Below are 13,546 nucleotides of genomic sequence, written 5' to 3' on the forward strand. Positions count from 1 at the left end.
AAGGATAAAGAATATGAGTACAGACAGATATGTAAGCCCGTTATCAGAGCGTTACGCCAGCAAAGAGATGCAGTATATCTTTTCTCCGGACAAGAAGTTCCGGACATGGAGAAGGCTTTGGATCGCGCTGGCCGAGACAGAGAAGGAGCTCGGGCTTCCGATAACGGACGAGCAGATTGAAGAGTTAAAGGAACACAAAGACGATATCAACTATGAAGTGGCAAGAGAACGTGAGAAGGTGGTCCGGCATGATGTGATGTCACACGTATACGCATACGGGCAGCAGTGCCCGAAGGCGAAAGGAATCATCCATCTTGGCGCCACATCGTGCTATGTCGGCGACAATACGGACATCATCATCATGGCAGAAGCGCTGGAGATTGTGAGAAAGAAACTTCTCAACGTCATAGCGGAGCTTGCCGCATTCGCGGATGGATACAAGGCGCTTCCGACGCTTGCGTTCACACACTTCCAGCCTGCCCAGCCTACGACGGTGGGGAAGAGGGCCACGCTCTGGATGCAGGAATTTATGATGGACCTGGAAGATCTGGTGTATGTGAAGGACAGCCTGAAGCTGCTCGGCTCCAAGGGGACGACCGGGACCCAGGCGAGCTTTCTGGAGCTGTTTGAGGGAGACCAGGAGAAGATAGACAAGATAGACCTGATGATTGCAGAAAAGATGGGATTCAAAGCATGCTATCCGGTATCCGGCCAGACCTACTCTCGCAAGGTGGATACAAGAGTTGTGAATGTACTTGCAGGGATAGCTGCCAGCGCACATAAGTTCTCTAACGATATACGGCTCCTGCAGCATCTGAAAGAGGTGGAAGAGCCATTTGAAAAGACCCAGATAGGCTCTTCCGCGATGGCGTACAAGAGAAATCCGATGCGAAGCGAGAGGATTGCATCCCTGTCCCGCTATGTGATGGCGGACGCACTGAATCCTGCCATAACATCGGCGGCGCAGTGGTTCGAACGGACGCTGGATGATTCCGCGAACAAGCGCCTCAGCGTACCGGAAGGCTTCCTGGCTGTGGACGGTATCCTGGACCTGTGCCTGAACGTGGTGGACGGCCTCGTCGTGTATCCGAAGGTGATTGAAAAGCGTCTCATGTCGGAGCTGCCATTCATGGCCACGGAAAATATCATGATGGACGCGGTCAAGGCAGGCGGCGACAGGCAGGAACTGCATGAGAAGATCCGGGAGCTGTCCATGGAGGCAGGAAGAAATGTCAAAGAAAAAGGGCTGGATAACAATCTGCTGGAACTCATCGCGGCAGACCCGGCATTCAATCTGAGCGAAGAAGAGCTCAAAAAGACGATGGATCCGTCCAGATATACCGGACGTGCGGCGGTGCAGGTTGATGCGTTCCTTAAGGATTCGGTATCCCCGCTGCTTGAAGCAAACAAAGAAGTGCTTGGCATGAGCGCAGAGATCAATGTCTAGCAGATAAAATATAAGGCAGCTGCCCGGAGTGGATTCCGGCGGCTGCCTTTTTATGCAGATATGTAGCAGGGCTATGGCATTTTACACAAATCTTCAGATGTATGTCAACGTAAATTCAATGTGTAAATGTGAATATTGAAGAAAATTCACCAAAAATTATCATTAGTGAAGAATCCTGTTGCATTTATATTGTTAATAATTTATCATATACTTATCGATAGGTGAGGTCTGGTTATCGACCGTATCTATGAGAGAAGGAGGGAATTTAGAATGGATACATTAAATGACATTGTCTTGACGATTCAGCATTATCTTGCGGACTACATCCTGATTGCTGCTCTTTTGCTTGGCGGAATCTGGTTTACCGTAAGGCTTGGATTTATCCAGGTAAGAGGATTCAAGGAAGGCATGAAGAGGACGTTCGGCGGCCTGTTCCACAATAAGGGGGAGGCAGGAGCCGACGGCATGTCCTCATTCCAGGCGCTGGCTACGGCAATCGCGGCGCAGGTAGGTACCGGCAACATAGCCGGGGCTGCCACGGCACTTGCAATCGGCGGGCCTGGGGCAATCTTCTGGATGTGGGTCGCGGCTTTTCTCGGCATGGCAACCATATTTTCGGAAGCCATCATGGCGCAGAAGTACAAATGTGTAGGTGACGACGGTGAGGTGACGGGAGGCCCCGTATATTATATCCGGGCGGCATTCAAGGGCACGTTCGGCAAAGTGCTCGCGGGCGTATTTGCAGTTCTGATAATCCTGGCGCTCGGCTTCATGGGCAATGCGGTACAGTCCAACTCTATCGCGGCAGCTTTCCACACGGCTTTCGGTGTTCCCCAGGCAGTGATGGGTGTTATCATCGCAGTTCTGGCACTGGCTGTATTCATGGGCGGCATGAAGCGGATTGCCAAAGTGACAGAGACGATTGTCCCGATTATGGCTGCGCTGTATATCGTGGGGGCATTGATTGTAATCATCTATAACTATAAGAACATACCTTACGCGTTCCACGCGATTATCGTCGGCGCGTTCAGCCCGTCATCCATCGCAGGTGGAGCGGTCGGGGCAACGATCAAGCTGGCGCTCACAAAGGGTGTGGCCCGTGGCCTTTTCTCCAATGAGGCCGGTATGGGCTCTACGCCACACGCACATGCGGTCGCCAAGGTAGACCATCCGGTGGAACAGGGATTCGTGGCAATGATCGGAGTGTTCATCGATACGTTTGTCGTCCTGAATCTGACGGCTTTTGTCATCATTACGACAAAGTCAATCCCTACGGGCAAGACAGGAGCGGAACTGAGCCAGTATGCATTTTCCACTTTATTCGGCAAGGGAGGGGACATCTTCATCGCAGTGTGCATGTTCTTCTTTGCATTCTCTACGATCGTGGGATGGTATTTCTTCGGCCAGGCGAACATCAAATACTTGTTTGGCGCGAAAGCCGTGAAAGTGTATTCCCTGCTCGTGGCGGCCTGCGTCGTACTCGGCTCTCTCGCCCAAGTTGACCTTGTGTGGAATATGGCCGACTGCTTCAATTCCATGATGGTCATCCCGAATATTCTCGGCCTGTTCGCGCTGAGCGGCATGATCAAGAAAGTGCATGACGATTATTATAGGAACTTTTTAAATAAGAAGTCAAAATAAGTTTGGAGTAAATATACATAAATTTAAATGGGATTTGTTGTGTGAAATTACCAAATCGAACTTTCTCATTTGAAAAGGTTGAAAAATTATTAACAATAAGTTAATATTAAAACAAGCAATAAGATATATTCATTGCATCTATAAATAAAATTTAACAGCGGGCTGATTTTTTTCAAGAGAGAGCCATGCATATGGCCGCCGAAGAGGCAAGCCGGACAGGTGAGGGTGAACACTTGTGGGGTGAAACTTTCAGGCAAAAGGACTGGGAAAAGGACCGCATTCTGAATCTTGTGTTGAAGTAATTTGATTACGCCAAAAGACAGAAAGGACGAATTGCACATCTGTGTTTATATCGTCCTTTTTTTATTCAAAATTTGGTTACCATAATTATCCAGTGGAAGAGGTGGATGGGATGCAGAATGATTACATAATAATAACGAATAATCCACTCGTACCGGAGAAGATCGGCAAAACGCATAATGTGGAGTACAAAGAGATTTCCTATGAGGAAGTGCTCAGGGCAGTAAGAGACAGAATACATGAAGGGCACACGCTTTTATCTCACCCCTTGTCGGGGAGTGTAAAGCCTAATGAAACACCATATAAATCAATCATGCTGTCGGCAGGAAAGGGGGAGGTAGACCCGAGGTCGGTCGTTATCATCGAGAATGCCATAGAGGCGTGCGGCAAGTTCGTGCTTAAGTCAGACAAGTATAAGCGCGAGGTATATGATGACTTCCAGATGATAGACTGGACCCTACTGGAAAGCGCGATAACATCGGCAGACGTGTGGTAATGTCTGCGCTGCCGGGCGGGAAGCGTCCGGCCAGGTATGCGGGAGGTTGTAACAAGCGAAAGCTTCAACAAATAACAACATTTAACTTAAGGAGGGAACAATACGTGAAATTAGAAATGGGACACATATACATCAAGGATATTCAGTTCGCGGCAGAATCCAAGATTGAAGACGGAATCCTTTATGTATCAGAAGAGGCTGTAAAGGCAGTAGCTCTCGAGGACGAGAAGATCAAGAGCGTATCATTCGACATTGCAAAGCCAGGTGAGAGCGTGAGGATCACCCCGGTGAAGGATGTCATCGAGCCACGTGTTAAAGTAGAAGGAAGAGGGGGAATCTTCCCGGGCGTCATCTCTAAGGTAGATACGGTAGGAAGCGGCAAGACTTATGCGTTAAAAGGCATGGCGGTCGTTACAGCCGGCAAGATAGTAGGCTTCCAGGAAGGCATCATCGACATGACAGGCCCTGGCGCGGACTATACGCCATTTTCAAAGACGCTTAACCTCGTTATGGTATGTGAACCGGTTGACGATATCAAACAGCACGACTACGAAAAGGCAGTAAGGTTTGCAGGCTTCCGAGTTGCGGTATATATCGGGGAACTTGCACGGAACCTTACACCAGACGAGACGAAAGTGTATGAGACATGCACGATCAAAGAAGGCATGGAAAAATATCCGGACCTTCCGAGAGTCGCATACGTACAGATGCTTCAGAGCCAGGGGCTTCTGCACGATACATATGTGTACGGCGTAGATGCGAAGAAAGTGCTTCCGACTGTCCTGAATCCGACGGAGATCATGGACGGCGCTATCGTATCCGGCAACTGTGTATCCGCATGCGACAAGAACCCGACCTATGTGCACCTGAACAATCCGGTCGTACATGATATGTTTGAAGAGCACGGCAAGACAATCAACTTTGTATGCCAGATCATCACAAATGAAAACGTATACCTTGCAGACAAGCAGCGTTCCTCAGACTGGACCGCAAAGCTTTGCAAGATGTTAGACCTTGACGGTGTCATCGTATCCCAGGAAGGATTCGGAAACCCGGATACGGACTTGATCATGAACTGCAAGAAGATTGAGGCAGAGGGTGTCAAGACGGTTATCATCACAGACGAATATGCCGGACGTGACGGAAGATCCCAGTCTCTTGCAGATGCAGACGCGGCAGCAGACGCGGTGGTGACAGGCGGAAACGCGAACCAGGTTATTATCCTGCCTAAGTTGGACAAAGTTATCGGAACTCTTGACTATGTGACTAAGATTGCCGGAGCCAGCGAAGAGACGCTTCGCGAGGACGGTTCCCTGGAAGTGGAACTTCAGGTGCTGACAGGTGCGACAAACGAAACTGGTTTCAACAAACTGAGCGCGAGATAATAAGGGAGGATACAGTAAATGAGCAAAATTAAAGTTGTACATTACATCAACCAGTTCTTCGCTAACATCGGCGGGGAAGAAAAAGCGGATTATCCGGCGGAGCTTCGCGTAGGTGAAGTGGTAGGACCGGGTATGGCATTTAACATGAATTTTAAAGATGAGGCGGAGATTATCGCTACGATCGTGTGCGGTGACTCCTACTTTAACGAGAACCTTGAGAAAGCAAAGGCAGATGTCCTTGCAATGGTAAAAGAGCAGGCTCCTGATGTGTTCATCGCAGGCCCGGCATTCAATGCGGGACGTTATGGCGTCGCGTGCGGCACTATCGCGGCTGCGGTCCAGGAAGAGCTTGGCATACCGGCCATCACAGGCATGTATGTAGAGAACCCGGGAGCTGACATGTTCAAGAACCAGGTATACATGGTTGCTACGAAGAACAGCGCAGCCGGCATGAGAGGCGCGGTAGCGAAGATGGCTCCATTAGCTCTTAAGCTTGCCAAAGGAGAAGCAATCGGCGCGTCCTGCCAGGAAGGTTATATGCCGAACGGTGTGCGCGTGAACTTCTTCGAGGAAGAAAGAGGATCAAAGAGAGCGGTAAAGATGCTGCTTCAGAAATTAGCTGACAAGCCGTTTACTACAGAATACCCGATGCCGGACTTCGACAGGGTGGAACCAAACCCGGCGGTCAAAGATCTTGCACATGCCAAGATTGCGCTTGTCACATCAGGCGGTATCGTACCGAAAGGGAATCCGGACCATATCGAGAGCTCCAGTGCGTCACATTACGGAGAATACGACATCGCAGGTGTCATGGACCTGACGGAAGAGACGTATGAGACGGCCCACGGCGGATACGATCCGGTATACGCGAATGAAGATTCGGACCGCGTACTTCCGGTAGATGTGCTTCGTGACATGGAAAAAGAAGGAAAGATCGGAGAGCTCCATCATCTGTTCTATACGACGACCGGTAACGGAACTGCCGTTGCGTCTTCCAAGGCATTTGCAGCTGAGTTCTCAAAGAAGCTGCTGGCTGACGGAGTAGATGCCGTAATTCTCACCTCTACATGAGGCACCTGTACTCGTTGCGGTGCAACGATGGTGAAAGAGGTCGAGAGAGCGGGCATCCCGGTTGTGCATATATGTACAGTCACTCCGATATCAATGACGGTTGGCGCGAACAGAATCGTACCGGCTATCGCAATTCCTCATCCGCTCGGCAATCCGGCTCTGGATGCTTCTGAGGAGAAGGAACTTCGCCGCCACATTGTTGAAAAAGCGCTTGACGCTCTTACGACAGAAGTTGACGGACAGACAATTTTTGATTAGAGCAGATGTAACTTTAACAGGAAAAAGGAGATGAATCCCATGGGCAAGATTTATGACGTAATTATCCTGGGTGCAGGTCCTGCTGGTCTCGCGGCAGGGCTGTATGCAGGCAGAAGCCGTCTTTCTACGCTGATTATCGAAAAAGGGCAGGATGGCGGACAGATTGCAATCACAGACGAGATCGAGAATTATCCGGGACAGATGGTGGAAGGCGAATCAGGCCCTTCACTCATCGCAAGGATGACAGGACAGGCAGAAAAATTCGGTGTTGAACGTGTATCAGACACGATTACTGAAGTACAGCTGGAAGGCGATGTGAAGGTGCTGAAGAGCACAAAGGCAGAATATCAGGCGAAAAATATCATTATCGCCACAGGTGCCTACTCCAGACCTATCGGCTGCAAGGGCGAGGCGGAATTCATGGGCAAGGGCGTATCCTACTGTGCTACATGTGATGCGAACTTCTTTGAAGACTTTGAAGTGTACGTGGTCGGCGGCGGAGATTCTGCAGTCGAGGAAGCGATGTATCTCACCAAATTTGCCAGAAAAGTCACGATCATCCACAGACGTAACGAGCTTCGTGCCGCAAAGTCTATCCAGGAGAAAGCATTTGCAAATCCGAAGATCGACTTCTTCTGGGACAGTGTCGTAGAAGAGGTGTACGGGGATGACATTCTCCAGGGTATGATCGTTAAGAATGTAAAGACCGGCGAGACGCGTAAAGTAGAAGCTGACCCTGAGGACGGCATGTTCGGATTGTTCGGCTTCATCGGTACGGTTCCGAATTCCAAGCTGTTTGTAGGCATCGTGGATATGGACGAGAGAGGATATATCAAGACGGACGATGATATGCACACGAATGTTCCGAACGTATATGCGGCCGGAGATGTGCGTATCAAGAGCCTGAGACAGGTCGTAACCGCTGCTGCGGACGGAGCCATAGCTGCAGTCCAGGTAGAGAGAAGCTTATCAGATTATTTTTAGGAGGTAGAGAAAGATGATTGATGTAACGAAGGAAACATTTGAAGAAGAAGTGTTAAAAGCAGAAGGATATGTATTTGTAGATTTTTACGGTGACGGATGCGTACCATGCCAGGCTCTGATGCCAAAGGTTCATGAATTTGCAGACACATACGGGGACAAGATGAAATTCACGTCCCTGAACACGACGAAGGCACGCCGCCTTGCTATCGCGCAGAAGGTGTTGGGACTTCCTGTCATGGCTGTATACAAAGACGGCGAGAAGGTGGAAGAAGTCGTGAAAGACGACGCTACGCCGGAGAACATCGAAGCGATGATTAAGAAATATATCTAATCAAGGATAGTTTTCTTTATCATAAATACAACCAGCAACTCACAAGAAAGGAGAAAGCATAATTATGGCTATTTTAGATGGAAAAAAAGCAATAATTATCGGAGACCGTGACGGGATACCGGGGCCGGCTATCGCAGAATGCGTTAAGACCGCCGGTGCCGAGGTAGTATTCTCATCCACGGAATGTTTCGTCTGAACGAGCGCAGGCGCAATGGACTTGGAAAATCAGAAGAGAGTAAAAGAATTTGCTGATGAATATGGTGCAGAGAACTTGGTAGTAGTTCTCGGTGCTGCAGAAGGTGAAGCTTCAGGCCTTGCAGCAGAGACCGTAACAGCAGGAGATCCTACTTTCGCAGGTCCATTGACAGGGGTCCAGCTTGGACTCAAAGTATATCACGTGTGCGAACCAGAGATGAAAGAAGAGTTCGACGAAGAAGTGTATGATGAGCAGATCAGTATGATGGAAATGGTACTCGATGTTGATGATATCATTAATGAAATGACAGCCATCAGAGACGAGTTCTGTAAATTTTAAGTGTGTGGGGTGGTGTCACCCCACCACCCCGTATATTTAATGAAAGGTGGAAAACCAATGAACAGTGTAATCAAAGGGGCAAGTTATGTATTAGTACATACCCCGGATATGGTTTTATATAATGGAACGACGCAGACGACGGAGAGAATCGTCAATCCAGATTCCGAATATCTGAAAGAGGTGCCGAACAACCTGCGTTCTTTTAAAGAGGCAGTAGAGTATTGGCCAAACCAGACATATATCGGCAATGTGCATCCGGATGAACTGGCACAGGTAGAGTTCCCCTGGTATGACAAGAACAAAGAAGGAGCCGACCGTTTCGGCAGATATGGCGAGATTATGCCGCAGGAGGAGTTCCTGTTCCTCGTGCAGGCAAGCGATATGTTCGAGGTCGTAAGGCTGGACAAAGAATTTGTGGCAAAGTATAAGGACGCGTTTGCCGCAAACCCGATCATCTCTGAGGATATCGTTGAAAAAGTCCACGAAGGCGTGGAACTGGGCGAGATAGAGCATTTTGTCAACGAAGAGCATGCAGAAGGGTTATATCACGATGGAAAATTAGTAGGCTGTGTAAAAAGAGCCCATGATATCGACGTTAACTTATCTGCCCATGTCATGCATGAGAACCTTATGAGCAAGGCTTCCAGTGTTCTGGCGCTGCTCTATGCGGTACGCAATGCAGGGATTGACAAGGCGGATGTGGAATATGTTATAGACTGTGCAGAAGAGGCATGCGGCGACATGAACCAGAGAGGCGGCGGAAACTTTGCCAAAGCTGCGGCGGAAGTTGCAGGCCTGGTCAGCGCTACAGGTTCTGATGCAAGAGGATTCTGTGCCGCACCGGCACATGCCTTGATCGAAGCGGCAGCCCTTGTCAAGTCAGGCGCATACAAGACTGTTGTCGTCACATCCGGAGGATGTACGGCCAAGCTTGGTATGAACGGAAAGGATCACATCAAGAAAGGACTTCCGATCCTGGAAGACTGCCTCGGAGGCTTTGCGGTAGTCATCTCTGAAAATGACGGCGTGAACCCTGAGATAGATCTGAATATGCTCGGCCGCCACAGTGTCGGTACAGGCTCTGCACCACAGGCTGTCATCGGAAGCCTTGTCACAGATTCGCTTGACAAAGCAGGGATGAAGATTCCGGATATCGACAAGTATTCTCCGGAGATGCAGAATCCGGATATCACGAAGCCGGCAGGAGCAGGAGACGTTCCGCTTGCGAACTACAAGATGATTGCGGCCCTCGCTGTGAAGCGCGGTGAGCTGGACAAGAAGGAACTGGCTGCGTTTACGAAGGAACACGGTCTTACCGGATGGGCTCCTACACAGGGACACATTCCGTCAGGAGTTCCGTATATCGGATTTGCGCGTGAGGACATCCTTGACGGCAAGATCAGGAATGCGATGATTATCGGTAAGGGAAGCCTTTTCCTCGGACGTATGACCAATCTGTTTGACGGCGTATCTTTTGTAATCCACGGCAATACGGCCGAGGAAGAAAGTGCGGCGGCAGGCGTATCCGAAGAGGAAGTCAAAGGACTCATTGCGAAAGCGATGAAAGATTTTGCCGCGACTCTGATGGCAGAGTAAGGGGTGGTGAATATGGCAGATAATATTGAGAAGATGATTGCCTCCACCTTTATGGAGATGGCGGAAGGGCTTGAGACCGGAAGCTTTGGAAAGAAGCCGAAGATCGCGCTGACAGGCATGGGAAGCGAACATGGGGAAGAGAATTCCATGGAAGCAGCGGTAGCAGCGGCAAGAGAGGGTATCGATGTGTACTATATCGGTACGCTGGAAGCTGAGGGAGTGACTACAGTGAAAGTGGCTGACGAAGACGAAGGCCATAAGAAGATGGAAGAGCTCCTGAAGAATAAGGAAGTAGACGGTGCGGTAACGATGCACTTTCCGTTTCCGATTGGTGTATCCACTGTGGGGCGTGCGATCACACCATCCAAAGGCAGAGAGATGTATGTGTCGACGACGACAGGTACATCGAGTGCCGACCGTATCGAAGGCATGATTAAAAATGCTATCTACGGCATTATTGCAGCTAAGACATGTGGAAAGGCAGATCCGACGGTGGGAATCCTGAATGTAGACGGCGCCCGCCAGACAGAGATTGCTTTGAAGCAGCTGAAAGAAAATGGCTATGATATAAACTTTGCGGAATCGGCCAGAGCGGACGGAGGATGCGTGATGAGAGGCAACGACGTGCTCCAGGGCTCACCGGACATTATGGTATGTGATTCGCTGTCAGGAAACATCCTGATTAAGATGCTGTCCTCTTATACGACAGGAGGAAGCTATGAGGCATCGGGATACGGCTACGGCCCCGGGATAGGGGAAGGGTATGAGCAGCTTGTGATGATCATCTCCCGTGCTTCAGGTGCACCGCTTATCACCGGGGCAATCCGCTATGCGGCACAGCTTGTCAGGGGCAAGGTGTTTGAAGTTGCAAAGAAGGAATTCGATGCAGCCAACAAAGCCGGCCTGAAAGAGATTCTTGCCGCCAGAAAAGCTTCTGAAAAAACAGCAGGAGATTCCGAGGAAGTGAAAGCGCCACCGAAAGAGCCGGTTACGTCGCAGATAGCGGGAATTGAGATCATGGATCTTGAGGACGGCGTGAAAGCCCTGTGGAAGATTGGTGTCTATGCAGAGAGTGGTATGGGCTGTACAGGACCGATTATCCTCGTTTCAGACGCAAATCTTGCTAAAGCAGAGGAAGAGCTTAAGAAAGCAGGATTTATCAACTAAATTATCCGTGGAAACCACCAGATTGTTTTCTAATATGAAAAGTGGCGTCTTGCGTGTGGCGAGATGCCACTTTTCATTTCTTCTTTCCAGGCCTTATAATGAATTGAATGTGAGGTGTTAATAGTGGAAGATGTATTGATATTACGTACAACTGGAAGAAGACTCAGAATTCCGGTCAGACAGATTATGAAAGGTGCTCTTCTTTCTGCGTTTGTGTGCTGTCTGTATGTTATCGGTATGAGACAGGCAAAGCCGGAGACGGTTTCGTCTGGCCTGGGATATGCCGGCGACACGGTAACACAGATGCCTGAACCGCCTGCTCCGGGTACGGAACCGTTGGATGCAAAGCCCTTAAAAAGAATACTGGACTATCCGGAGGAGATGGGGATTATAATTCTTCCAGGGGAAGAACCTGCTAAAAATGTGGTGGCTGCGGATAAGGTGAAATTGGATAAGGTGGAATCAGAGGAGAGGTTGAATGCAGTTACCGGAAGTTCTTCAAAAGAAGAAGCAAAAGTTCCGGCGACGTATCCCAAAATACCTATATCTGTGCATGTAGCATTCCATAGCAACGGAGGCACGTTGTCCGTAACGGAGATGACGCTCAATGAATATAGCCTTGATACTTCTGTGCTGGAAGTTCCGAGAAGACTCGGAAAAGAATTTGACAGATGGTATACAGATCCTTCCTGTACCGTTCCGTTTACCGGTATCGAGGAAGGCCGGACAAGAGTGGACCTGTATGCGGGATGGAAGGAAATTTCCACTTATATATGCGACGACAGAGGATATATAACCGGATACAGTGATGCGGCTGCGGTCGCAGATGAAGGAACCATCGTTTTGCCCACATCCTCGAATTGTCTGGGTGTGGAGGCCGGTGCTTTTGCCGGACTGGAGGACATGATTTTCGACGTGTATATTCCAACGAATATCATCTATATCGAACCCGGAGCTTTCGATTCATTCCCTAATCTGATGTATATAGAAGTAGTAGAAGGGAATCCCGCATACTACAGCGAGGGCGGAGTGCTGTATAAAGCAGACGGAACACTCTGCGTATATCCGGCAGGACGAGATAATTGGGGAGAGTGATTACAAAAAGAATATTATTATACTATATGTTAAAAATATAACGACATAAAAATAACAAATATAGTAAAAGTACACAAAATAGAGGGTGGTAAAACTGTCAAAAAGGGAGAAAGAAAAATAACATCTTGAACAGTATACCGGTATGTAGTAAAGTGAGCTAAAGAAAGAAATGAACAAAACATTTCAAGATTAAACATGAAGTAACAAACAAAAATCAAAAGGAAGAAAGGAAGCAAGAAGAATGAAAGTAGGATTTATCGGACTAGGTATCATGGGAAGACCAATGGCAAAGAACCTGCTGAAGGCGGGGGTTAAATTGATGGTCGCAGATCTGGACAAAGAAGCAGTTGCAGATGTTGTTGCCGCCGGCGCAACGGAGGCTACATATGCCGAGATTGGAGCACAGTGTGAAAGAGTCATCATTATGGTTCCAAGCGGAGCAATTACAAAGTCTATCCTGTTTGGTGAGGATGGCGTAGCATCTACAATCAAAGCAGGAAGCATCATATGCGATATGAGTTCTGTTACTCCTGTTGAATCTCAAGAATGCTACAACGGACTGAAAGAAAAAGGTGTTGGTTTTGTGGATGCTCCAGTATCTGGCGGAGAACCGGGAGCTATAGCAGGAACACTTGCAATTATGGCAGGCGGAGACGAAGAAGACTTTAACGCAATGAAAGAATACTTCGATATCTTGGGAGCTTCAGCATTGTTAATCGGTGCATCCGGAAGCGGAAGTGTTACAAAACTTGCGAACCAGGTAATCGTTAACAACACAATCGCAGTTATATCTGAAGCATTTGTTCTGGCTGCAAAGGCTGGCGCAGACCCGCAGAAAGTATACGAAGCAATCCGCAGAGGACTTGCTGGAAGCGCTGTTCTGGATGCGAAGATTCCTTTGATCGTAGAGCGCAACTTTAAACCAGGCGGACCGATCCGTATCAACCATAAGGATATTAAGAATGTTGTTGATACGGCACATTCTATTGACGTTCCGATTCCATATACAGCACAGTTATATGAGATTCTTCAGTCACTGAAGATCCATGGACATATGAATGATGACCATGGCGGAATCATACAGTACTTTGAGAAACTGGCAGATATAGAGGTTAAGAAATTTGACTAGATTTGTGTGATAGACAATATGAAGTGACCACAGTTACATTAAAAGCAAGGCAGTCCGGATGCTCTGCAGAAGTCATAGCCTATGCAGACAAGGCGAACGTGCGATTAAGAA

The 13,546-nt window shown here is 48.7% G+C and carries 11 protein-coding genes, 1 pseudogene and 1 riboswitch; all 12 genes and pseudogenes read left to right on the forward strand.

The genetic code is table 11. The annotated features are described in order from the left end of the window. The first annotated feature begins 13 nt into the window (after window positions 1-13). Window positions 14-1,447: an adenylosuccinate lyase gene (gene purB, locus E1963_RS02160; protein WP_132274709.1), complete on the forward strand. Its 1,434-nt coding sequence runs from the start codon at window positions 14-16 to the stop codon at window positions 1,445-1,447. A 270-nt stretch (window positions 1,448-1,717) separates the two neighbouring features. Continuing rightward, a complete protein-coding gene (locus tag E1963_RS02165) occupies window positions 1,718-3,088 on the forward strand; it encodes an alanine/glycine:cation symporter family protein (protein WP_132274712.1) in 1,371 nt (456 codons plus the stop codon). Between the two features lie 163 nt (window positions 3,089-3,251). Further along, a riboswitch (glycine riboswitch) is annotated at window positions 3,252-3,363 on the forward strand. Between the two features lie 137 nt (window positions 3,364-3,500). Then, the gene (locus tag E1963_RS02170) at window positions 3,501-3,884 is read left to right on the forward strand and encodes a GrdX family protein (protein WP_132274715.1); all 384 of its coding nucleotides are present in this window, start codon (window positions 3,501-3,503) and stop codon (window positions 3,882-3,884) included. Between the two features lie 104 nt (window positions 3,885-3,988). Beyond that, entirely contained in the window at window positions 3,989-5,269 is a 1,281-nt protein-coding gene (locus E1963_RS02175) for a glycine/sarcosine/betaine reductase component B subunit (protein ID WP_201271980.1), read from the forward strand. Between the two features lie 18 nt (window positions 5,270-5,287). Next, complete coding sequence (grdB, locus tag E1963_RS02180; protein WP_132274718.1) at window positions 5,288-6,598, forward strand: glycine reductase complex selenoprotein B; 1,311 nt, start codon at window positions 5,288-5,290, stop codon at window positions 6,596-6,598. Between the two features lie 39 nt (window positions 6,599-6,637). Next, window positions 6,638-7,582, forward strand: coding sequence for a thioredoxin-disulfide reductase (gene trxB / locus E1963_RS02185; RefSeq protein ID WP_132274721.1), 945 nt, complete (start codon window positions 6,638-6,640; stop codon window positions 7,580-7,582). Between the two features lie 13 nt (window positions 7,583-7,595). Then, entirely contained in the window at window positions 7,596-7,913 is a 318-nt protein-coding gene (trxA, locus tag E1963_RS02190; protein ID WP_006443888.1) for a thioredoxin TrxA, read from the forward strand. A 64-nt stretch (window positions 7,914-7,977) separates the two neighbouring features. Beyond that, window positions 7,978-8,448: a glycine/sarcosine/betaine reductase complex selenoprotein A gene (grdA, locus tag E1963_RS02195; protein ID WP_082912768.1), complete on the forward strand. Its 471-nt coding sequence runs from the start codon at window positions 7,978-7,980 to the stop codon at window positions 8,446-8,448. A gap of 57 nt (window positions 8,449-8,505) precedes the next feature. Next, window positions 8,506-10,044, forward strand: a complete 1,539-nt coding sequence (gene grdC, locus E1963_RS02200) for a glycine/sarcosine/betaine reductase complex component C subunit beta (RefSeq protein WP_132274724.1) — start codon at window positions 8,506-8,508, stop codon at window positions 10,042-10,044. 12 nt (window positions 10,045-10,056) lie between these two features. Next, window positions 10,057-11,211: a glycine/sarcosine/betaine reductase complex component C subunit alpha gene (gene grdD, locus E1963_RS02205; RefSeq protein ID WP_132274727.1), complete on the forward strand. Its 1,155-nt coding sequence runs from the start codon at window positions 10,057-10,059 to the stop codon at window positions 11,209-11,211. A 186-nt stretch (window positions 11,212-11,397) separates the two neighbouring features. After that, window positions 11,398-12,306 carry an InlB B-repeat-containing protein gene (locus E1963_RS02210; protein ID WP_145964151.1) on the forward strand — a complete coding sequence of 303 codons (909 nt, stop codon included), beginning with the start codon at window positions 11,398-11,400 and terminating at the stop codon, window positions 12,304-12,306. Window positions 12,307-12,526: 220 nt separating this feature from the next. Then, window positions 12,527-13,435, forward strand: a pseudogene (garR, locus tag E1963_RS02215) (2-hydroxy-3-oxopropionate reductase); the annotation flags it as partial. Window positions 13,436-13,546 lie beyond the last annotated feature (111 nt).

Source organism: Extibacter muris (genome assembly GCF_004345005.1).
GTDB lineage: Bacteria > Bacillota > Clostridia > Lachnospirales > Lachnospiraceae > Extibacter > Extibacter muris.

What these genes read in the sequence shown, in the direction of transcription:
- grdD (WP_132274727.1), top strand. Translation starts at nt 10,057, where the DNA reads ATGGCAGATAATATTGAGAAGATGATTGCCTCCACCTTTATGGAGATG.
- E1963_RS02165 (WP_132274712.1), top strand. Translation starts at nt 1,718, where the DNA reads ATGGATACATTAAATGACATTGTCTTGACGATTCAGCATTATCTTGCG.
- trxB (WP_132274721.1), top strand. Translation starts at nt 6,638, where the DNA reads ATGGGCAAGATTTATGACGTAATTATCCTGGGTGCAGGTCCTGCTGGT.
- grdC (WP_132274724.1), top strand. Translation starts at nt 8,506, where the DNA reads ATGAACAGTGTAATCAAAGGGGCAAGTTATGTATTAGTACATACCCCG.
- E1963_RS02170 (WP_132274715.1), top strand. Translation starts at nt 3,501, where the DNA reads ATGCAGAATGATTACATAATAATAACGAATAATCCACTCGTACCGGAG.
- E1963_RS02210 (WP_145964151.1), top strand. Translation starts at nt 11,398, where the DNA reads ATGAAAGGTGCTCTTCTTTCTGCGTTTGTGTGCTGTCTGTATGTTATC.
- purB (WP_132274709.1), top strand. Translation starts at nt 14, where the DNA reads ATGAGTACAGACAGATATGTAAGCCCGTTATCAGAGCGTTACGCCAGC.
- trxA (WP_006443888.1), top strand. Translation starts at nt 7,596, where the DNA reads ATGATTGATGTAACGAAGGAAACATTTGAAGAAGAAGTGTTAAAAGCA.